Origin of the sequence: Nonomuraea sp. ATR24 (assembly GCF_041950485.1) — a bacterium.
In the GTDB taxonomy this organism is placed as follows: domain Bacteria; phylum Actinomycetota; class Actinomycetes; order Streptosporangiales; family Streptosporangiaceae; genus Nonomuraea; species Nonomuraea ceibae.
In genome coordinates, this window is sequence record NZ_JBGNUU010000022.1 from 42,588 (window position 1) to 62,103 (window position 19,516).

General features: G+C 71.8%; 24 protein-coding genes. 15 read left to right on the forward strand and 9 right to left on the reverse strand.

Features of this window, described 5'->3' with window-relative positions; all coding sequences use genetic code 11:
* Positions 1-100: 100 nt before the first annotated feature.
* From ACBI99_RS37180 to ACBI99_RS37205, 6 genes are all read left to right on the forward strand, one after another.
* Positions 101-2,212 carry a hypothetical protein gene (locus ACBI99_RS37180; RefSeq protein ID WP_375074625.1) on the forward strand — a complete coding sequence of 704 codons (2,112 nt, stop codon included), beginning with the start codon at positions 101-103 and terminating at the stop codon, positions 2,210-2,212.
* 54 nt (positions 2,213-2,266) lie between these two features.
* Complete coding sequence (locus ACBI99_RS37185; RefSeq protein WP_246643898.1) at positions 2,267-3,127, forward strand: SDR family NAD(P)-dependent oxidoreductase; 861 nt, start codon at positions 2,267-2,269, stop codon at positions 3,125-3,127.
* A gap of 10 nt (positions 3,128-3,137) precedes the next feature.
* Positions 3,138-3,626: a MerR family transcriptional regulator gene (locus tag ACBI99_RS37190; protein WP_375074626.1), complete on the forward strand. Its 489-nt coding sequence runs from the start codon at positions 3,138-3,140 to the stop codon at positions 3,624-3,626.
* A 165-nt stretch (positions 3,627-3,791) separates the two neighbouring features.
* Positions 3,792-4,379 (forward strand): RNA polymerase sigma factor, encoded by a 588-nt coding sequence (locus ACBI99_RS37195; protein ID WP_375074627.1) that lies wholly within the window; start codon positions 3,792-3,794, stop codon positions 4,377-4,379.
* A complete protein-coding gene (locus ACBI99_RS37200) occupies positions 4,372-5,076 on the forward strand; it encodes a hypothetical protein (RefSeq protein WP_375074628.1) in 705 nt (234 codons plus the stop codon). Before ACBI99_RS37195 ends, ACBI99_RS37200 begins: the two co-directional genes overlap by 8 nt.
* A 219-nt stretch (positions 5,077-5,295) precedes the next feature.
* Positions 5,296-5,727: a hypothetical protein gene (locus tag ACBI99_RS37205; protein ID WP_375074629.1), complete on the forward strand. Its 432-nt coding sequence runs from the start codon at positions 5,296-5,298 to the stop codon at positions 5,725-5,727.
* 18 nt (positions 5,728-5,745) lie between these two features.
* Here the strand turns inward: ACBI99_RS37205 and ACBI99_RS37210 are convergent, their stop codons facing one another.
* Positions 5,746-6,168: a MarR family winged helix-turn-helix transcriptional regulator gene (locus ACBI99_RS37210; protein WP_375074630.1), complete on the reverse strand. Its 423-nt coding sequence runs from the start codon at positions 6,166-6,168 to the stop codon at positions 5,746-5,748.
* An 82-nt stretch (positions 6,169-6,250) separates the two neighbouring features.
* On the opposite strand from ACBI99_RS37210, the gene ACBI99_RS37215 reads away from it, so the two are divergent.
* The gene (locus tag ACBI99_RS37215; RefSeq protein ID WP_375074631.1) at positions 6,251-7,060 is read left to right on the forward strand and encodes an SDR family NAD(P)-dependent oxidoreductase; all 810 of its coding nucleotides are present in this window, start codon (positions 6,251-6,253) and stop codon (positions 7,058-7,060) included.
* 339 nt (positions 7,061-7,399) lie between these two features.
* Here the strand turns inward: ACBI99_RS37215 and ACBI99_RS37220 are convergent, their stop codons facing one another.
* Positions 7,400-7,855 (reverse strand): hypothetical protein, encoded by a 456-nt coding sequence (locus tag ACBI99_RS37220; RefSeq protein WP_375074632.1) that lies wholly within the window; start codon positions 7,853-7,855, stop codon positions 7,400-7,402.
* A gap of 64 nt (positions 7,856-7,919) precedes the next feature.
* Positions 7,920-8,660, reverse strand: coding sequence for a hypothetical protein (locus ACBI99_RS37225; RefSeq protein ID WP_357586152.1), 741 nt, complete (start codon positions 8,658-8,660; stop codon positions 7,920-7,922).
* 196 nt (positions 8,661-8,856) lie between these two features.
* Between ACBI99_RS37225 and ACBI99_RS37230 the strand changes: the two genes are divergently transcribed.
* On the forward strand, positions 8,857-9,444 hold the full coding sequence (locus ACBI99_RS37230; RefSeq protein WP_375074633.1) for a hypothetical protein: 588 nt from the start codon (positions 8,857-8,859) through the stop codon (positions 9,442-9,444).
* Here ACBI99_RS37230 and ACBI99_RS37235 read toward each other — a convergent pair.
* Positions 9,416-9,784, reverse strand: coding sequence for a MerR family transcriptional regulator (locus ACBI99_RS37235; protein WP_219500229.1), 369 nt, complete (start codon positions 9,782-9,784; stop codon positions 9,416-9,418). The genes ACBI99_RS37230 and ACBI99_RS37235 overlap by 29 nt on opposite strands.
* Before the next feature lie 79 nt (positions 9,785-9,863).
* Between ACBI99_RS37235 and ACBI99_RS37240 the strand changes: the two genes are divergently transcribed.
* From ACBI99_RS37240 to ACBI99_RS37265, 6 genes are all read left to right on the forward strand, one after another.
* On the forward strand, positions 9,864-10,529 hold the full coding sequence (locus ACBI99_RS37240; protein ID WP_246643900.1) for an SDR family NAD(P)-dependent oxidoreductase: 666 nt from the start codon (positions 9,864-9,866) through the stop codon (positions 10,527-10,529).
* A gap of 148 nt (positions 10,530-10,677) precedes the next feature.
* Complete coding sequence (locus ACBI99_RS37245) at positions 10,678-11,880, forward strand: glycerophosphodiester phosphodiesterase (protein ID WP_308125602.1); 1,203 nt, start codon at positions 10,678-10,680, stop codon at positions 11,878-11,880.
* Between the two features lie 62 nt (positions 11,881-11,942).
* Positions 11,943-12,302, forward strand: a complete 360-nt coding sequence (locus ACBI99_RS37250) for a DUF1801 domain-containing protein (RefSeq protein WP_219500232.1) — start codon at positions 11,943-11,945, stop codon at positions 12,300-12,302.
* 108 nt (positions 12,303-12,410) lie between these two features.
* Positions 12,411-12,956: a dihydrofolate reductase family protein gene (locus ACBI99_RS37255; protein ID WP_357586160.1), complete on the forward strand. Its 546-nt coding sequence runs from the start codon at positions 12,411-12,413 to the stop codon at positions 12,954-12,956.
* A 20-nt stretch (positions 12,957-12,976) separates the two neighbouring features.
* On the forward strand, positions 12,977-13,390 hold the full coding sequence (locus ACBI99_RS37260; protein ID WP_357586162.1) for an AraC family transcriptional regulator: 414 nt from the start codon (positions 12,977-12,979) through the stop codon (positions 13,388-13,390).
* 3 nt (positions 13,391-13,393) lie between these two features.
* Positions 13,394-13,816: a VOC family protein gene (locus tag ACBI99_RS37265; RefSeq protein ID WP_357586164.1), complete on the forward strand. Its 423-nt coding sequence runs from the start codon at positions 13,394-13,396 to the stop codon at positions 13,814-13,816.
* Here the strand turns inward: ACBI99_RS37265 and ACBI99_RS37270 are convergent.
* From ACBI99_RS37270 to ACBI99_RS37280, 3 genes are read right to left on the reverse strand one after another with little or no spacing between them, the layout of a single operon-like run.
* A complete protein-coding gene (locus ACBI99_RS37270) occupies positions 13,806-14,174 on the reverse strand; it encodes a MerR family transcriptional regulator (RefSeq protein WP_375074634.1) in 369 nt (122 codons plus the stop codon). The genes ACBI99_RS37265 and ACBI99_RS37270 overlap by 11 nt on opposite strands.
* Positions 14,175-14,210: 36 nt before the next feature.
* Complete coding sequence (locus ACBI99_RS37275; RefSeq protein WP_375074635.1) at positions 14,211-15,416, reverse strand: MFS transporter; 1,206 nt, start codon at positions 15,414-15,416, stop codon at positions 14,211-14,213.
* 35 nt (positions 15,417-15,451) lie between these two features.
* The gene (locus tag ACBI99_RS37280; RefSeq protein WP_375074636.1) at positions 15,452-16,195 is read right to left on the reverse strand and encodes an aspartate/glutamate racemase family protein; all 744 of its coding nucleotides are present in this window, start codon (positions 16,193-16,195) and stop codon (positions 15,452-15,454) included.
* A gap of 109 nt (positions 16,196-16,304) precedes the next feature.
* Here ACBI99_RS37280 and ACBI99_RS37285 point away from each other — a divergent pair, with 109 nt between their 5' ends.
* The gene (locus ACBI99_RS37285; RefSeq protein WP_219500240.1) at positions 16,305-17,333 is read left to right on the forward strand and encodes an AsnC family transcriptional regulator; all 1,029 of its coding nucleotides are present in this window, start codon (positions 16,305-16,307) and stop codon (positions 17,331-17,333) included.
* 12 nt (positions 17,334-17,345) lie between these two features.
* Here the strand turns inward: ACBI99_RS37285 and ACBI99_RS37290 are convergent, their stop codons facing one another.
* Positions 17,346-18,521 (reverse strand): amidase, encoded by a 1,176-nt coding sequence (locus ACBI99_RS37290; RefSeq protein ID WP_375074637.1) that lies wholly within the window; start codon positions 18,519-18,521, stop codon positions 17,346-17,348.
* A 39-nt stretch (positions 18,522-18,560) separates the two neighbouring features.
* Entirely contained in the window at positions 18,561-19,436 is an 876-nt protein-coding gene (locus tag ACBI99_RS37295; RefSeq protein ID WP_219500244.1) for a LysR family transcriptional regulator, read from the reverse strand.
* Positions 19,437-19,516: the final 80 nt, after the last annotated feature.

The window sequence follows — 19,516 nt, forward strand, 5'->3', positions numbered from 1 at the left end:
TCGCCGGGGGACGGAATTCCTCAAGGGAGGGAGTCCGCCTGTTCCGGGAACGGCCGGAATTGTTCAGTGAGTTGAAAGCGGGCCTGGTTGGATCTTCCGCATGGCAGAGAATTCCGGCGCGGTGGCGGACGTCTGGGCGGAACGCATGCGGGCCGCGCTGGTCGGAACGTCGGCATTGAGCATCGTGGGCACGCGCGTCCTACGCCACCTGTTCACGCTGATGGTGCCCACGACGGTGCTGTCGATCCCGGTCGGCCTGCTGGCGGTGGCGCTGTTGCCGATCGCGGCCGCCGGGCGGCTTCTGGTGGTCAACGGGCGGATCGAGCTGGTCGGGGACGCGGATGTGCCGCTGTTCGCCTGGCTCGGCGTGCTGGTGCTGATCGGCGTGCCCGCCGCCGCGGTCGCCGGGGGCGCGACCATGCTCATGGCCGCGGGCCGGGTGCTGGGCTGGCCGGTGCACTGGCGGTCCGCGCTCCGGGCGGCGGTACGTCGGGGGCGAGGGCTCACCGCGCTCGCCTTCGTCCAGGTCGCCTTCCTGGCACTGACGGCGGCTGCCGGGGTGGCGTTGACCGTGTTCGTGAACCCGTGGGCGGGCATCGCGGCGATCGTGGTCGTCGGACTGGCCCTGATGCCCGGCCTGCTGGCGATGCCCGCCATGCTGCTGGAGGAGCTGGGGCCGTTCGCGGCGCTGCGCCGGGCGTACCGGCTCGTGGCGACGATGCGGTTCACCTCGCCGCTCCCGCTGGCGATCGGCGTGATCATCCTGCCCGGCCTGGCCGCCGGCGGCTTCGACTGGGTGGCCGACCGCCTGCCCTATCCGGTGAACGTCGCGGTGAACTCGGCCGCCGCCGTCCTGCTGTCCGCGTTACAGGCCGCCGTGCTCGCCGTGGTCTTCCTGAACCGCATCGCGAAGCAGTGGCACGAGGTGAGCCGTCCCGAACTGCGCGCCATCGTCGACCGGTTACCGGAGCGGGACGGAGCGCGTACCCGGACGGCACCGATCCTGGCGCTGCTCGTGCTGCCCGGCCTGGTGACCGGCGCCGTCGCCGCGGTGAACCCGCTGGGGTGGGTGGAGGTCTCCGACCACGTGGCCGCGTTGTCCCCGGCGGACGAAGCGGACGAAGCGGACGACGACGGCGGCGACCGCGGGCCTGTCGTGTGGTCGCGGGACCTCACGGCGCTGTACGTCTCTCCCGGGCCGAAGCTCGCGATGTACATGCAGGGCTTCGACGACGACGCGCCCAGGATGCTGACCTGCCCGGACCTCACCTGCGCCGACCTGGACATCTTCTACGCGGGTGACAACCGTACCGACCGGTTCGCCGCGACCGCGGCTCTGCCCGACGGCAGGACGGTGGTCGCCTCCTGGGACTGGGACCAGACGGAGCGCAACTACCGGCTCCGCCTGGCGGCCTGCGACCAGGCCGGCTGCTCGGCTCCCGGGAAGCCGATCGCCTGGTGGTCCCAGGACGACGGGCAGTTCCTGTGGTCGAGGCTGGCGGTGGCGGCCCACCCGGGCGGCGTGGTCCTGGTTCAGGCCGACAGGCCCGACGACGCCAAGACGCTGACCTTCACCTCGTGCCGCGACCTCGCGTGCGCCGATCCGGTGCGGCATACCCCGGTACGGCTGAGGCGTGACATCGCGGGGACCACCGACAAGCACGCGTTGAAGGTCGCCTTCGGCCCGGACGGCCGGCCTGTCGCCGCCGTCCGTGACGGTGACAGCGGCGCGGTCTCCCTGGTGACCTGCGAGACAGCGGACTGCGCGTCGGCCACGGTGACCACACCGGGACCGCCGCTGACGGCAGCCGGGGCCCGGATGCGCGGCCTGTCCCTGGCCGTACGGCGGGACGGGCGGCCGGTCATCGCCTACGGCGACCCGGCAGCCGGCGCGATCAAGCTGCTCGACTGCCAGGACCGGGCCTGTTCCAGGGCGCAGAGCGCCACGCTCGCCGGGGATCGTCACGAGGACCCGCCCGGCCTGGTGCTCTCCGGCGACCGGGCGCTGGTGGCGACGTTCGCCGACGCGCACCTGGTCGTCCATTCCTGCCGGGGCACCGCCTGCCGGGCCACGAGGATCGCCAAGGCGGGGAACGTCCCGGAGCAGCTGGCCATGTCCCTCACCGGCACCGGCCGGCCGGTGATCGCCTGGATCGACGCGAACCCGCGCGAGGACGAGTGGTCCCTGCGGGTGACCTCGCCCCTCATCTGACCGAGCCGGCGACGGTTTGCGTTTGAGCGCGCTCCAACGCCTAGCGTCCACGCCATGACAACACGGACTTGGATCATCACCGGCGCGTCCCGCGGATTCGGGCGCGCACTGGCGGAGGCGGCGCTCAAGGCGGGCGACCGCGTGGTGGCGGCGGTACGCAGGCCCGGGAGCGTGGCCGACCTGGCGGCCGAGTACCCGGACAGTTGCCTGGTCGCGGCGTTCGACGCCCGGGACGTCGCCGGGGCCGAGCGCCTCGTACGGGACAGTCTCGACCGTTTCGGTCAGATCGACGTGCTGGTCAACAACGCGGGCCGGGCCGTGGTCGGAGCGGTCGAGGAGGTCAGCGACGCGCAGTTGCGGGAGCTGATGGATCTGCACCTGTTCGGCCCTGCCGCGCTCATCCGCGCGGTGCTGCCCGCCATGCGCGAGCGGGGGACGGGGACGATCGTGCAGATGAGCAGCCAGGGCGGGCGGACGTCGTTCCCCGGCGTGTCGGCGTACTCGGCGTCGAAGTTCGCGCTCGAAGGCTGGTCGGAGGCCCTGGCCGGGGAGGTCGCGCCGTTCGGCGTCCGCGTGATGATCGTCGAGCCGAGCCGGTTCAGGACCGGTTTCAACGGGGGCGACGTGCTGGAGTTCGTCGAGCCGTCCGCGACGTACCGGGACCTGCTCGCCAACGTCCGGGCGGACATGGCCGGGACCGACGGCCGCCAGGAAGGCGACCCGGTGCGGGCGGCCGAGATCATCGTGTCCCTCGCGCACGGCGACGAGGTGCCGCTGCGGCTGCCGCTGGGGCGGGAGGCGGTCGAGCGCATCTCGGGCGCCTACCGGCGCGGCCTGGACGAGGTCGAGCGGTGGGCCGAGGTCGCCCGCAGCGCCGACTTCGCGGGTGTCCCCGCATCGGTACGGCCCGTCTAGGCTCGTGGTCATGGCTACCGACGAGCTGATGGCCAGGGCGCTGGCGGCGCTCGGGGACGACGGGCCGCTGTCGGTCGAGGCGATCCACCGCCTGGCCGACCTGGGCGATCTGCCCGAGACGATGACGATCGCCGAGGTCGCCGACCTTCTCGACATCTCGCCGCACACGCTGCGCTACTACGAGCGGGCCGGGCTGGTCGAGGTGGCCCGTGACGGAAACGGGCATCGCGTCTACGACGCCGACGTGGTCCGGCGGCTGGTGTTCCTCACGCGGATGCGGCTGTCCGGCATGCCGATGCGCGACCTGCAGCACTACATCTCGCTCGTCGACTCCGGGGCGCACACGGTGCCGGAGCGGCTCGATGTGCTGGTCGAGCATCGCGACACCATCCGCCGCCGGATCCGTGAGCTCACCCTCTCCCTCACGGCGGTCGAGTACAAGATCGCCACGTACGGGGGCGAGACCGGGCCGGACGTCCAGGACCCCGGCCCGGCATGACCCCCTGACCAGGCATGCAGCCGACGGGATCCCGTCCGATCATCGCGATCGGGCGGGATTCGTCGTTTCAGGACCCCGGCGACGGCACCGGTGAACACTTCCGGCTCTCGTGACAAGACACAGATGACATCTCGAAGGGGGTCCCATGCTGGAAACAGATCATCTATGGTGACCGACACGTCACCAACGGTGGTGGACTCCGAGATCATCGCAGGCTCGCTCGATGATCCGGAGAAGTTCGCCGCCCTGTTCGACCGCCATGCCGCGACGCTCTACCGGTACATCTCCTTCCGGCTCGGCCCGGAACTCGCCGAGGACCTTGTCGGGGAGACGTTCCTGATCGCCTTCCGCCGGCGCGACGCGTACGACAGCTCCTACCGCGATGCCCGGCCGTGGCTGCTGGGGATCGCGACCAGGCTCATCACCGGCCACCGCCGGACCGAGGTCAGCCGCTACCGGGCGCTGGAACGGCAGAGCCCGGCCCGGCCCGTCGAGGGGCCGGAAGAGGCGATCACCCGCGAGCTGACCGCCCAAGGGTCGCGGACGGTCCTGCTGAACGCGCTCACGCTGCTGTCGCGGGGCGACCGCGACGTCCTGCTGCTGGTCGCCTGGAGCGACATGACGTACGAGGAAGCGGCCCGCGCGCTCGGCATCCCGGTCGGCACGGTCAAGTCACGGCTCAACCGGGCCCGGCGCAAGGTCCGCCACACGCTGGGCGGAGTCAACCCGTTGGAGGAGAACGATCATGGATGACCTGAAGACGCTCATCAAGGAACTGGAGCACGAGCCGCCCCGCTCCCTGGCCCGGCAACGGCTCCGGCTCGTCCGGGAGGCGACCGCGCCGCCGCCCCGGTTCGGTCGGCGCACCGGGCGGTGGCTCGCGATGGGCGCGGCCGTGGCGGCGGCCGTCGCGGTGGGCGTGGCCGTGCCTTCCCTGCTCGGTTCCGCCGAGCCTGCGTACGCCCTGACGAAGAACCAGGACGGATCGATCAACCTCAAGATCTACGACTTCCGGGACCCCGAGCACCTTGAGAAGGAGCTGGCCGATTGGGGGGTGCGGGCCGACATCACCTACCTGCCTCTCGGCAAGCGCTGCGGAAACAACCGGGCGCCCTTCCTCAAGGGTGACCACTTCGGCGCGACCAGGGAGGAGCTGTCGAGCAACGATGCCGCCACGCAGGCCAGGCTTCGGCAGAGACTGCAGAAGTCGATCTCGTACCAGGCGATTCGCCCGCAGGACGGCATCACCATCTACCCGCGCCACATCAAGCCGGGCCAGATCGCGATGATCGAGGTCAGCGAGAATCCGGTCACGCCCACGGTGGAGCGTCCCGGGGTCGCCTGGCAGTTCAGCGGGCGGCTGACGACCGGGCCCGTCGAGCCGTGCGAGGTCGTGGCGGACCCTTCGGCGGGCGACATCGGTGACGCCACGCCGCCGCCCGGCGGGTGATGCTCAGCTGAGGGCGGTCAGGGCGGTCTCGTCATGGACGCCCGCATGACGGCCGGCACCGTACGTGACGGCATGCGTACCCCGGCCATGTGGCTCAGCAGGGACGCCTGCCGGCCTTCTCCGGCGTGCGCGCCGAGACCACGCCGGCCGCGGGCTCCCTGCACCGGATCCGCACACACGCTGCGCGTCGTCCGCATACGGGTCTGCTTCGATGACGCCGTGACGGTGCGGCGAAGGCCACAGGCGCGTGAGGTCTACTGGGCGTTCGGCTGCGGGCTCTCCGCGGTCATCGCCCTGGCGTGCGCGACGTTCGGGACGTTCCTCGATATTCACCTGGTGGCTCGGGCGCAGCTCTACTGCCTGGGTGACCTGGGCTCCGGTGAGAAGTTCGCCGGCACGGGCTGGGCCCTGAGCAGGAGCGTGATCTTCCCGGCCGTCTCGGTGCTGTCGGCGCTCGGCGCGCAGTCCTTCCACCTGCTGGCCCGGCTGCCGTGGCCGGCCGGGCGGGTGTGGCCGGGGGTGCTGCTGCTCGCTCTCACCGTCGCCGGCTCCGTCGCCGGGCCCGTGGCCATGACGGTGTACGACCTGGCGGGCGAGGGCACTCCCGGTGATTGCGTGCTTCCCTGGTGGCCCTCGTGGCTCCCCTCGTAGGCCACGACCGGGTCGGCCTCATCGCGCCCTGGTCAGCACGCGCTGGAGGATTTCGGCGAGCCGGCTCAGGTCTTCGGGGTCGCAGTGGGCGAACGGGGTTTGGGCGAGCGTGACGTCGATGACGCGTTCGCGTGCCTGCCGGCCTTGCTCGGTCAGCACCACGACCCGCGAACGCCGGTCGCCCGGGTCCACGGCGCGTTCCGCGTATCCGCGATCGGTCAGCTGGTTGACGACGAAGCTGAGGTTGGGGGCGTTGCAGAACAGGCGTTCCGCCAGGGCCTTCATCGACGGCGCGGGCCCCGCGGGGTCGATCGCCCAGAGCGCCTGGGCCGTCGCGTAGGTGAGGCGGAGCTCGTCGAGTGCCTTGGCGATGCGGTCACCGGTCAGCATGAAGAGCTCATGGTTGGCCCGTACCACCTGCTCCAGCATCTGCCTCGTCATGCCGTGAGCGTACCAGTTTGTTTCGAGTCTCGAAGCTGATAGCGTCCATTTTGTTTGAGACTCGAAGTAGATGGGAATGATCATGTACGGATACCGTGGCGTCACCGCGCTCGTCACCGGCGCGTCCAGAGGGCTCGGCACCGCCTACGCCCGCGAGCTCGCGCGGCGCGGGGCGAACCTCGTCCTCGTGGCCCGCTCCGGCGACGCGCTGGACCGGGTCGCCGGCGAGATCCGCCAGGCGCACCAGGTCGAGGTGACCCCGGTGGCCGCCGATCTCGCCGGGCCCGGCGGCGTGACGGGCCTGGTCGAGGAGCTGGACCGGCAGGGTCGTACGGTCGACCTGCTGGTCAACAACGCGGGCGCGGGCGCCGTCGGCCCGTTCCTGACCAGCTCGCTCCAGCGGAACGTCAGCTCGGTGGAGCTGAACGTCACCGCCCTGATGAAGCTGAGCCACGTGCTCGGCAGGCGCATGGTCGACCGGGGACATGGCGGGATCATCAACGTGGCCTCGACCGCCGTCTTCCAGTCGATGCCGTACCAGGCCAGCTATGCGGCGACGAAGACGTTCGTGCTGTCGTTCACGGAGGCCCTCGCCGAGGAGCTGCGCGGCACGGGGGTCCGCGTCATGGGAGCCCATCCCGGGGCCACCGACACGTCGTTCTTCGACGGCACCTCCGCCACCATGAACCCGGCGTTCACCGACGCCCCCGAAGGCGTCGCGGCCAGAACCCTCGACGCCTTCGCCAAGGGCGCCGTCAACTCCTACCCGGGCCGTACGATCAACCGGGCGATGACCTGGGCGCCCCGCCTGCTGCCCCGCGTCACGGTCACCCGGCTGACCGGGCGCCTGAACCGGAGCCTGGGCCTCCACCGGGCCCAGGACCTCGGATAGCGGCGCTCAAGCCGCCCGGCGGCTCATGATGAGATCGGCGGGGATGCGTACCGGCAGGCACAGGGTCTGGCCGTGCCGGTCGAACAGGTCGTCACGGGAGTCGAAGCAGCCCAGATCGGCCAGGACATGCCCGGACAGGTCACAGGAGGAGCAGGTGCTGCCATCCCAGCAGCGCCATCCGCCGGCTGCACGAACCCCGCCCCAGGCGCAGGGTCGTCGATTCGTTCATCGCGTACACCGGGCGTACGCGGGCCGCGATGAGCCGGTGGGCAGTGGTGAGGAAGGCGCGCTCTGTCTCAGGTGCGGCGTCGCGGATCGCGGGATCATAGCCGCGCTGCCCTATTTCTTCCCCTTGTGAATGCCGGCCACCATCACCGTCCAGCGGGCGTCAGGCGGCGCCTTGATGGTCAACGTGCGCGGTCTCGGTTTCTTGGCGGGGTAGTTGTCCAACGTGAACGTGGTATAGCCAGCGCTGCACCGCCGCGTCGTCCGGAAGCTCTCGCTGAGCACTATTGCCAGCTCCCCCCAGGAGCCGGTGCAGTCCACGGCCAGCTTGTACGAGTTCCCCACCTTCAGTTCGCCTGTCCAATCAGTCTCGCCGCTTTTGGCAATGTGGTGCAGCAGGACTTTCCCTTTCCGCTTCACCTCCTTGCGCAGGTCGACCAACGGCCGCGCCGATGGGCTCTTTTCCGCAGGTACGGAGGCGCCCCTTACGCGCTCTGAGCAGGCGGTCAGCAGAAGCAGGGCCGTGAGTAAAGCGACAGGAAACCGGGCGGACCGGCTGGAAAGAATCACGAAAGCACTCTAACGACGTGATGCGCGCCGATAGGGGAGACCGTCTTTGCGTGCGCAAATCTGGTCAGGTGATTTCGATGTAGTCCAGTTCGGCGAACCTGTTGTGGTGCTGGAAGCGCAGCGTGTTCCAGCCCTGGTTCAGCTTCACCGGGAGCGAGGCGGTCGCCCAGGTTCCCCAGCCGAGCGCGGGATATTCCAGGATTTGCCTGTCCTGGCCATTAACCGTCACGAAGTGGCGCGCGTGGCCGTCGCCGGCGCGGTAGCGCACGTGCGCGGTGTAGGTGCCCGCCTGGGGTGCCTGTACGCGGATGTCCACCCAGCTGTCCGGCTCGTTCAGATAGCCCATCGAGGCGCGGTTCGACGCGCCGTCGACACCGTTGAGGGGCACGGCCTTGTGGGGCACGCCCGTCTCGGCCTCGTAGCGGGGCGGGCCGCCCGGCAGCGCGATCCAGACGACGGCCAGCACGATCAGGGCCGCGGCGGCGGGGACGGTCGCGAGCAGCATGGTCGTACGACGTCGGGGGGCCGGGGTGACCGTGGGGGAGGGGACGGTGTCGGCAGGACGGTTCTGGAGTTGGGCGCGCAATCCCAGGGTCGCGATGACGAGCCCGGCCGCGCCGGTGAACATGCCGATCACGCTGGCCCGTTGGTCCAGCGTCTCCAGCACGTCCTCCGGCACGTGGAGCGGGTCGGTGACGAACCAGGTCAGCGCCGAGACCCCCAGCACCGTGATCGCGGCGATCCGCACGGCCCGCCACGGCTGCGGAGCGGCCGTCCGCCCCTGCTCTGCCGGATTCTTCGACATGGTTCCAGACTGCCCCTTCGATCACTCCTGGGTGCGCGTGGGTAGGGAGAATGTCACCCCCGTACGTGGGATGGGCGGAGGTCGGGCGTTCTGGCATGGTGGGCGGGTGCGGGCGACTGCGGGTGATCGGGCTGAGCCGATCTCGACGTGCTGGAATTACTGGATCGCGGTTCCCACCGGTGATCAGGCCGGGGTCATGGCGATCCTGGGGTTGTCGTCGCCTCGGCCGGTCACGTTCGCCGAGGCGCGTGCGGTGATCGACGCCGATGGGCATGGCGAGCCGGGGGACCGTGAGCACCTTTCGCGGGAGTTCGTCTCTCCCGAGGTGGACGGCTGGACCCTGGTGATGGGGGCCTGGTGCGATCCTTGCGGTGAGCGGCATGCGGAGGTGCTGCGGTCGTGCCAGGAGCTCAGTGACCGGTACGGAGCGGCGCAGGCTTACTACTTCGGCGCGCAGGACGACGGGTCGGCCTGGCTGGTGGCGGAGAACGGCCAGGTGATCCGCCGGTACGCGGCAACGGGCGAGCCGGACGACGCCTCGCTCACCCTCGGCACTCCGCTGCCCTGCGAACGGGTGAAGCTGCTGGAGCTCGGGCTGCCGGCCGACGGTGATCTGCGGGCGGCGAGCGCCGAGCAGGTCGAGGAGTGGACGGTGGCGGCCTTCGAGCTGGCTCCCGAGGTGGCCGCCGCCTTCGGCGTCACGCCGTTCACGCTGAGCGGCGACACGAAGGTGCGGGGGACCGGCCTGCTCGCGGTCACGCCCGACGGCGCTGGGCCGTGTTGAGGAGGGCGTCCAGGAGGTCCTGGGAGGTCTGGAGTGCGGCGATCGCGTCGGCGATGCGGGTGCGTTCGTGGTGCAGGGCCTCGATGAAGGCCGGGCAGTCGGCCGGCACGGGCAGGCCGGTGTCCGTGTCGTGGACGCAGTGCAGGACACGGCCGATGACCGCGGTGGGGAGCCCGGCGGCGAGCATGGCGCGGATGTGGCGCACGGTCGCGATGTCCGCCTCGCTGTACTCGCGGTAGCCGTTGACCAGCCGGGCCGGGCTGAGGAGGCCCTGCTCCTCGTAGTAGCGAAGCAGCCGCCGGTGCACCCCGGTCCGGTGGGCGAGGTCGCCGATGCGCATCCGGCTCCTTCCGCTTGACCTTCACATCGATGTGACGCCTTACCGTCCCCAATTATCACTGGTCACGAAAAAGGGGGAGATGTCGGTGTCGAGTGCGGTGATCATCGGGGCGGGGCCGGGGATCGGGCAGGCGGTGGCTCGCCGGTTCGCCAGGGAGGGGATGTCGATCGCGCTGGTCGCGCGGAGCGGGCGGACGTTGCGCGCGGTGGGGGAGGCGGTCGCCGCCGAGGGGGTTCCGGTCCTGCGGCTGGAGGCGGACAGCACCGACGAGGCCGCGCTGCGCGCCGCGCTCGACGAGGCGGTCAGGGCGCATGGCGTGCCGGACGTCGTCGTGTACAACGCCGCGATCATCCGGGCCGACCGGCCGGGCGAGCTGTCGGTGCGCGGGCACATGGAGGCGTGGGCGGTGAACGTGGTCGGCGCGCTCAACGCCGCCGCCCGGCTCGCACCCGCGATGGCGGCGCGCGGCCACGGGACGTTCCTCGTCACCGGCGGCATGCCCGAGCCCAAGCCGCAGTACGTGAGCCTCTCGCTGGGCAAGGCGGGCGTGCGGACGCTGGTCACGCTGCTCGACCAGGAGTACGGGCCCGCCGGGGTGCACGTGGCGAGCGTGACCGTGGCGGGTCCGGTCGCCCCGGGCACCGACTTCGACCCGGACGACATCGCCGAGCACTACTGGCGGCTGCACACGCAGCCACGCCCCGAGTGGGAGCGGGAAGCCCTGCACGCCGGCGGCCCCCGGTGACCGGCTCGGCGGAGGCACAGGCTCGTTGCCATGCCGGTCACCGGAAATTTCGCCATTGTTGTCCCATTGGGGGATTTCGGTCCGTACCATAATCCGCGCGGTGATCACCGGTGAGAGTCTCCGGTGCAGCTGCCGCAGGGAGCTTCACGTGCGCAAGATCGCAGCCACCACCCTCGCCGTCCTCACCCCCCTCGCCGGAGCCGCAGCCGTGGCCGGTGCCGGAGGAGCCGCCGCCGCGACCCCGGCCCCCGCCCCGACCGCGGCCGTGGCGGCGGGGAAGCCGGACCGGTCCCAGGTCGTCGTCATCGGCCACCGCGGCGCGGCGGGCCACCGCCCCGAGCACACGCAGGGCAGCTACGAACTCGCCGTCGCCCTGGGCGCCGACTGGATCGAGCCCGACCTGGTGCCGACCAAGGACCACGTGCTGGTGGCCAGGCACGAGAACGAGATCTCCGGCACCACCGACGTGTCCCTGCGCCCCGAGTTCGCCGCCCGCAGGACCACCAAGGTCATCGACGGACGGAACGTGACCGGCTGGTTCACGGAGGACTTCACCCTGGCCGAGCTGAAGACGCTGCGCGCGGTCGAGCGGCTGCCGTCGATCCGCCAGCGCAACACCGTCTACAACGGCTACTACCAGGTGCTCACCTTCCAGGAGGTGATCGACCTGGCCGAGCGGATGTCGCGCCAGTACGGCAAGCGGGTCGGCGTGTTCCCCGAGACCAAGCACCCGACGTACTTCAGGTCCATCGGGCTGCCGCTGGAGGAGCCGCTGATCGAGACGGTCAAGCGCAACGGGCTCAACCGGCCGAACAGCCCCGTGGTGGTGCAGTCGTTCGAGCCGTCGAGCCTGAAGCGGGTGGCCAAGGACCTGCGCGTGCCGCTGTGGCAGGCGCTCGGCACCAGCGGCCAGCCGTACGACCTGAAGGCGGCCGGGGACCCGACGACGTACGCCGACATGATGAAGCCCGAGGGGCTGGCGAAGATCGCCGAGTACGCGCAGTGGATCGGGCCGGACAAGTCCTCCGCCATCCCCGTCAACCCGGACGGAAGCTGGGGCAAGCCGACGACGCTGGTGTCCGACGCGCACCGGGCGGGGCTGAAGATCGGCGTCTACACCTTCCGCAGCGAGAACCAGTACCTGCCGGGGCCGCTGCGCCGGGGCCAGGTCCCGACGGACCACGGTGACGCGCTCGCCGAGTACCGCGCCCACCTGGACCTGGGCGTGGACGCCTTCGTCACCGACTACCCGGACACCGCCGCGCTGGCCAAGGCCGAGCGGGGCGGGCCGCACAAGCACGTGCAGCCGAAGCAGTTCGACAACGGGCTGCCCGAGGAGGGCCAGGAGTAGGAACGCCGGTCGAGCACGATGGAAGAAGCTGACGGGACCGCAGCCGGTGTTAGCTTTGCGAAATGTCCAACTCCGCGAAGGTTGACGACTTCCTCGACAAGCTCGACCACCCGCTGAAGGAAGAGATGGCCGCCGTCAGGGCCATCATCAGCGCGCATCCGGAAATCGAGGAAGACGTGAAATGGGGCGGCCCCAGCTTCAGCTACAAGGAGGAGCTGGCCACGTTCAACCCCAGGCTCAAGGACTGCGTCGCGGTCATCTTCCACCAGGGCGCCCTGCTGACGGACGACACCGGCCTGCTGGAGCCGGGCCCCAAGGGCAAGGCCTACGCCAAGCTGCGCAGCATGGACGAGGTCACGGCCGCCAAGGCGACGCTGGAGAAGCTGGTGAACGACTGGATCGCGCTGATGGACGCCAAATAGCGCGCCGCGCAGAACAGCAGGTTTCGAGAAGGCAGCGCCGTTGACGTGCTGCTGAGCCCGGTGGAAGCCTCGTTCCCGAGCCGGTACGAGGCCTTCCCTGGAGAAACCATGCGCAAGATGATCTGCGGTCTTTTCATTTCCCTGGACGGCGTCGTGGAGTCGCCGGAGAAATGGCAGGGCCCCTATTTCGACGGCGAGATCGGCGCCGAGCTCGCCAGGCGGCGCGCCGGGGTCGGCGCCATGCTGCTGGGCCGCCACACCTACGAGCAGTTCGCGGCGTTCTGGCCGCACCAGACGCAGGCCGGCAATCCGATGGCCGACGCCATGAACAAGACGCCCAAGCTCGTCGCCTCCACCACCCTGGAGGCGGCCGAGTGGGAGAACTCCACGCTCATCAAGGGTGACGCCGTGGCCGAGGTGGCCGCGCTCAGGCGGGGCGACGGGCCGGACATCCTCACCACCGGCAGCCCGACCCTCGTCAGGTCGCTGCTGCGGGCCGGGCTGGTCGACGAGCTGGGCCTCCTGGTCAACCCCGTCGTCGTCGGCAGCGGGCGGCGGCTGTTCGACCAGGGGTTCGGCGAGCTGCCGCTCAAGCTCCTCGACTGCCGGACGTTCGCCACGGGGGTCGTGGCGCTCACCTACACGGCCGCATAGCGGTTCGCGATACTGGCCGCATGGGGACGGTTCCGGAGCACAGGCGCCTGCTACGCGCCAAGGACCTGATGGACAGCCGCTACGCCGAGCCGCTGGACGTGGCCGAGGTGGCGCGGGCCGCGTACATGTCGAAGGCGCATTTCAGCCGTGAGTTCCGGCGGGCCTTCGGGGAGACGCCGCACCAGTATCTGCTGACCCGCCGGATGGAGCGCGCCGCGGCGCTGCTGCTGACCACCGGCCGGACGGTCAGCGACATCTGCGGGCAGGTGGGCCTGCTCAGCGTCGGCGCGTTCACCACGAGTTTCGGGCGGACGTTCGGCCTGTCGCCGACGGCCTACCGGGCGAGGTTCGCACCGGCCGCGCACCGGGCGCGCGTCCCGGCCTGTGTGCTGCGGGCGTGGGGTCGGCCGGTGCGCGCCGAGGGGAGTGCCTGAGCGATGCGGCTGCGGCTGACGCACGCCAACCTGTGGGTGCCCGATCAGGACGAGGCGCTGGACTTCTATGTCGGCAAGCTCGGCATGGAGGTCCGCGAGGACGTCTCGATGCCCGAGATGAACGGATACCGCTGGCTCACCGTGGGGCCGCCCGGGCAGCCGGAGGTGTCGTTCATCCTGAACGTCCCCCGGCCCCCGGTCGTCGACGACGGCACCGGTGACCAGGTGCTGGAGCTGGTGGCCAAGGGGACGGCGGGCGGGTTCCACCTGGAGACCGACGACTGCCGGGGCGCGTACGAGCAGCTCAGCGGCGCCGGGGTCGAGTTCGTCGAGGAGCCGGAGGAGCGGCCGTACGGGATCGACGCCATGTTCCGCGACCCGTTCGGTCACCGCTTCCGGCTCGTGCAGACGTTCGTCACGCGCTGAGGCCGGGGCCGGACCGCAGCGCCCGGAGCTCGGCCTGGAGGCGGGAGCGCAGGTCGGCGAGGGTGTCCATGCGTTCCTCGACGGTCCGCAGGCGCTGCTCGTACAGCTTGACGGCCGCGTCGCATGGGGGCTCGCCCGCCAGGTCCACGGTCAGGCAGCCGCTGATCTGCCGGATGTCGTCCGAGGTGAGCCCGGCGGCCAGCAGCGTGCGGATGTTGCGCACCAGGGTCTCGGCGGACGGGTCGTACTCGCGGTAGCCGTTGCCGCCCCGGGCGGCGGTGAGCAGGCCCTGCTGCTCGTAGTAGCGCAGGGCGCGGGTGGTCGTCCCGGTCCGGCGGGCCAGCTCTCCGATGCGCACGGTTGCTCCCACGGTCGTCGGCCTTTCCTGTGCAGGCTAGCGGCGGCAGGCCAGCGCGAACATGGCCAGGCCGAGCAGCGTGAACCCGGAACCGGCCAGCAGCACCCCCGCCGCGCCTCCGGCGGCCAGCGCCAGCCCGCCGGCCGAGCCCGCGACGGCGATGCCGGCGTACATGGCGCTGGTGTTCAGCGCCAGGGCCTCCGTGCCGGAAGGGCCGGCGATGCGCAGCAGCCGCGCCTGGCTGGGGGCGTTGAACGCCCAGCCGCCGATCTGCCAGCAGGCCAGCACCAGGGCGAGCAGCAGCGCCGGCGTCCGGCCGGGCCACAGCCACGCCAGCGCGGTCAGCGTCAGTGTGCCCGCGCTCTGCACCGCGAGAGCCAGGAAGATCGTGCGCTCGGGGCCCAGCCGGTCGGCGCCCCGGCCGCCGAGCCACGCCCCGGCCATCCCCGCGACGCCGATCACCGCGATGAGCAGCGCGAGCCCGTACGTGGTCACCCCGGACAGAGCTTGCGCGATGGGGTCGATGTAGACGAACGTCATCAGGCCGCCGGCTGCGCCGGGCACCATGGCGGCGAGCGAGACGAGCACGGGACGGCTCGCCAGCGGGGCCAGCCGCCGCCCGAGTGTGAGGGGCGGCGCCTTGTCCAGGGCGGGCATGAACAGCCCCAGGCCGGCGGCCGTCACCAGCGCCAGGGCCGCGACGAACAGCATGGTCGAGCGCCAGCCGGACAGGCCGCCCAGCCAGGTGCCGAGCGGGACGCCCGCGAGCAGCGACAGGGTCAGCCCGGTCGCCACGGTCCCCATGAACCGGCCCGCCCGCCCAGGCGGGGCCAGGACGGCGGCGGTCGCGAACGCGGCCGGGGTGATCATGGAGGCGGTGACCGCGGCCAGGACCCGGCAGACCATCAGGGCGGTGTACGTGGGAGCGAGCGCGGCCAGGGCGTTCAGCGCGGCGAAGACCGGCATCCCGCAGATCATGACGGCCCGGCGGGGCAGCCGCGCGGTCGCCACGGCGGCCAGGGGCGCGGCGGCGGCGTAGGCCAGGGAGAACGCCGTGACGAGCTGGCCGGCCGCCGATTCGGTCACCCGGAGGTCGGCGGCGATCTCGCCGAGCACGCCGGCGATGACGAAGTCGTCGGTGCCGATGACGAACGTCAGCAGCGCCAGGCAGAGCAGCCACGCGGGGGAGCGGCCGTGTCCCGTGGTGGACCGGAGGCGGGCTGCTGGGGTGGAGGCGGTCATGCCGGGACGCTAGAACGTTGACCCCGGCGTCAAGGTCAAGCCCGCTGGGGGAACCGGTCCGGGAGACCCAGGGAGACGGCGGCGACGCGGCGGGCCAGGAGGCGGGCCGGATCCAGGACGGGGACGGGCACCCGGCGGCTGTCCAGGGCGAGGACGATCTCGGTGCAGGCCGCGACCACCCGTTCGGCGCCGCGATCGGCGAGGGCGCGGGCGACCTCGGCCAGGGCGTGCCGGTGCGTCGGGGTGACGGCGCCGGCCTTGACCGCGGCGATCGCCGCCGACACGCGCTCCTGCTCGTCGCCTGACGGTTCGAGAGGTGCGACGCCCCGGCCGCGCAGCGCGTGCGCGTACAGGCCGGAGTGCAGGGTGCCGCTGGTGGCGAGCAGCCCGGCGGCGGTGACGCCGTCGGTGGCGAGGGCGTCGGCGGTGACCTCGACGATGCTGACGAGCTCGAGGCCGGCCTCGTCGGCGAGGCGGGGGACGAAGGCGTGCGCGGTGTTGCACGGCACGGCCAGCACCTCGCACCCGGCGCGGCTGAGCGCCTGGATGCCCTGCCGGAGCTGCGGGGTCGGGTCCTCGCCGAGGCCGAGCAGGCTCAGCGAGCGGTCGGGGACGCGCGGGTCGCCCCAGATGACGACCGGCACGTGGCTCTGGTCGCCGTGGGCGGGGGTCTCCTCGACGAGCTTGCCGTAGAAGTCGGCGGTGGCGGCGGGGCCCATGCCGCCCAGGACGCCGACCAGGCGCGGCGGACGGGCCGGCCGGTGGTGCGACCGGGTCACGGGATGCGTCCTCTCCTTCGCGGCCGGTGGGACAGCCGCGGGCAACAGGATCGCCGGATAAGGTGACTTTTCGCGAAAAATGCTGCAATCGGTCATCCAGGGAGGCTCGGTGCAGGAATCCGGCAGACTGCTGTCCGAGGCCGAGCTGGAGCTCATCGACGCCCTCCAGATCAACCCCCGGGCGAGCTGGGTGGACATCGGCCAGGCCACTGGCTCGGACCCGGCCACGGCGGCGCGGCGCTGGCAGCGGCTGACCGGCTCGGGCGAGGCGTGGACCACCGTCGCGCTCGGCAAACGGCAGATGCACGAGATGAGCATGGCGTTCCTGGAGATCGACTGCGCGGCGGGCGCGGCCGTCGAGGTCGCGGCGACGCTGGCCGAGGCCAGGCACCTGATCACCGTGCAGCACGTCGCCGCCGGGCACGACCTGTTCGTGATCGCCGCGGCGGCCTCGATGCCGGCGCTGGCCGACTACCTGCTCACCGACCTGCCCCGGGTGCCCGGCGTCGCCAAGGTGCGCACCCACCTGGCGACGCGCGTGTTCGAGGCGTCGTGCCGCTGGCGGCTGCGGGTGCTGCCGCAGGGCGCGGCGGCCGGGCTGGCCAGGCGGAGCGGGCCGCCCGAGTCCACCCGGCGGATGGACGGGATCGACCGGCAGCTCTTCCACGCCCTGCTGGCCGACGGCCGGGCCGGCTACGCCGAGCTGGCCGCGACCGTCGGCACCTCCGAGCGGACCGTGCAGCGCAGGCTCTCCAGACTCGTCGCCACCGAGGACATCGACTTCCGCTGCGACCTGGCCCGCTCGCACGCCGGCTGGCACTCCTCCGCCGTGCTGTGGCTGCGCCTGCCCGACCGCCTCCTGGAGGAGACCGGCACGGCGCTGCTCGGCTGGCCGGAGACCCGCACCTGCGCCGCCCTGGCCGGGACCAGCAACATGCTGCTCACCGTCGGTTTGCACGCCGTCACCGACCTGCACCCGCTGGTGATGCGCCTGGAGCGGAAGTTCCCGTACGTGACCGTCGCCGACCGGCAGGTCGTGCTGCGCCAGACCAAGTTGTACGGCAGGCTGCTCGACCCGGCGGGACGCTGTACCGGGGTCGTGCCCGTCGATCCGTGGAGCCTGGCGCCGCACCCTTGACGGGTGGGGCGGTCAGCGGGGCGGCGGTATCGGCTCGCCCAGCGACTCCCAGGCCAGCCCGGCACGCAGCACCGCCTCCTCGGACCAGGCGACCAACTGCAGGTCGCCGATCGCCAGCGCGGGCAGCCCGAGCGCGGACACCACAGCGGTGATCCGGCCGGCCTCGCCCCGGACGGCGGCCTCGTCGCAGCCCGCCCGGGGCGCGGGGCCGCCGAGCGTGGGCATGATCAGCAGGTCCAGCCCGGTCGTCCGGTCGGCGAACCCGGCCCGCGCGGCGCCCAGCGCCTCGACGGCCGCCGCGTAACGGTCGCGGCCGATCCGGCCGGCGTCGTCGAGCTTGCGGCGCACGCCGTCGCTGTAGTGACCGGCGTTCCTCGGGTAGGTGGCCTCGTGCGTGCGCCGCGCCTGCGCGCCGACGATCGTCCAGTAGGGCGCGAGGATGTCGTACGGCAGCGCGACCTCGCGGAGTCCGGCGCCGAGCCCGGCGAAGGCGGCGGCCTGCGCGCAGCCCTCGGCGACGCCGACCGTCCACCCGGCCAGGGAGGAGAGCGGGGCGACGGGGGCGCCGGACAGCACCTCCCACACCCGGGCGAGGTCGGCGACCGAGGCGGCCATCGGGCCGACCACGTCGAACATCGGCGCCAGCGGTGCGACGCCCGCGCCCGGCACCGAGCCCGCGCGGGGCCGCAGCCCGACCACGCCGCAGCAGGCCGCCGGCATCCGCACCGAGCCGCCGGTGTCGGTGCCCAGGCCGAACCTGGCGATGCCGGCCGCCAGCGCCGCCGCGGTGCCGCCGCTGGAGCCGCCGGCGGACAGGTGCGGGTGGCGCGGGTTGCGCACGTCGCCCCAGTGCGGGTTCTCGCTGGTCACACCCCAGGCGAACTCGTGCTGGTTGGCCTTGCCCACCAGCAGCGCACCGGCCGACTCCAGCACCTCGACGCACGGCGCGGTCGTCAGCGCCTCCTCGGCGCCGTACAGGATCGAGCCCCTGGTGGTGGGGAGGCCGGCCACGTCGATCATGTCCTTGGCCACGAACGTCCAGCCGTCGAGCGGCCCGCCGGGCGGCCGGGCGGGGAGCGTGGCCAGCCTGTCGATCACGGGGGCCGGGCCGGCCTCGATGAGGATGTTGTGGTCACCGTGCCGTCTGATGGCCTCGGCCGAAGTGGCGATCGCCGCCGCGCGTTCCATGGATCTCCTGTCGAAGGTGCTGTGCGGAATTGATAGCGCTCAGACCTCCAGGGCGTCCAGGAGCGCCCGCAGCCTGGCGGTCTCGCGGTCCGGCCTGACCAGGGCGAAGATGCTGCGGCTGGTGTTCAGCCAGGGCACGTCGGCGACGACGACGCCGGGGCCGTGCCGGGCCAGCGCCAGGTCGGCGACGAACGCCGCGCCCACCCCGGCCTCGATCAGCGACAGCGTGATCTTGAAGTCGTCGGAGTGGCAGGCCACCCGGGGGTGCAGGTCCCAGCGGGAGAACACGCCGTCGAAGAACGAGGCGTCGCTGCTGCCCGGGTGGTGCACGATCCACGGCAGGTCGACGAGCTGCTCGGCCCGGTACGGCGACAGGTCGGGCCAGCTCGCGGGCAGCACCAGCCGGTAGCGGTCCTCGGCGATCCACCGCCTGCTCAGCGCCGACGGCCACGACAGCCCCGAGTTGCCCACCTGGTAGACGATCGCCGCGTCCATCTCGCCGCCCGCGCCCAGGTGCGGGATGAGCTGCGACGGCTCGGCGACCGAGATCCGCACCCCGGCCAGGTCCGCCTGCTCCAGCTGCCCCAGCACCTCGGCCAGCCGGTCGGCGAAGCTCGGGAACACGCCGAGCCGGATCTGCCGCTCGCTGCCCCGGTGCACGGCCTGGACGGAGGCGATCATGCGCTCGATGTCGACCAGGACCGTCTCGGCGTGCCTGGCCAGCACCTCCGCCGCGTCGGTCGGCAGCACGCTGTGCGCCGAGCGCTCGAACAGCCGCACGCCGATCTTCTTCTCCAGCGCGGCCATCTGCTGGGAGACGGCCGAGGAGGTGTAGCCGAGCCGATTCGCCGCCGCGGCGAAGGAGCCCAACTGGATGACCTCACGCAGAGTGCGAAGGTGTTCCGGCTTCAGCATTAGCGTTCCTTGCTCTCAGGGTTGCTAAATGCCGTGTTTATAGCGCTTCCGCGTTCTTTTAGCTACTCCTACAGTGATGC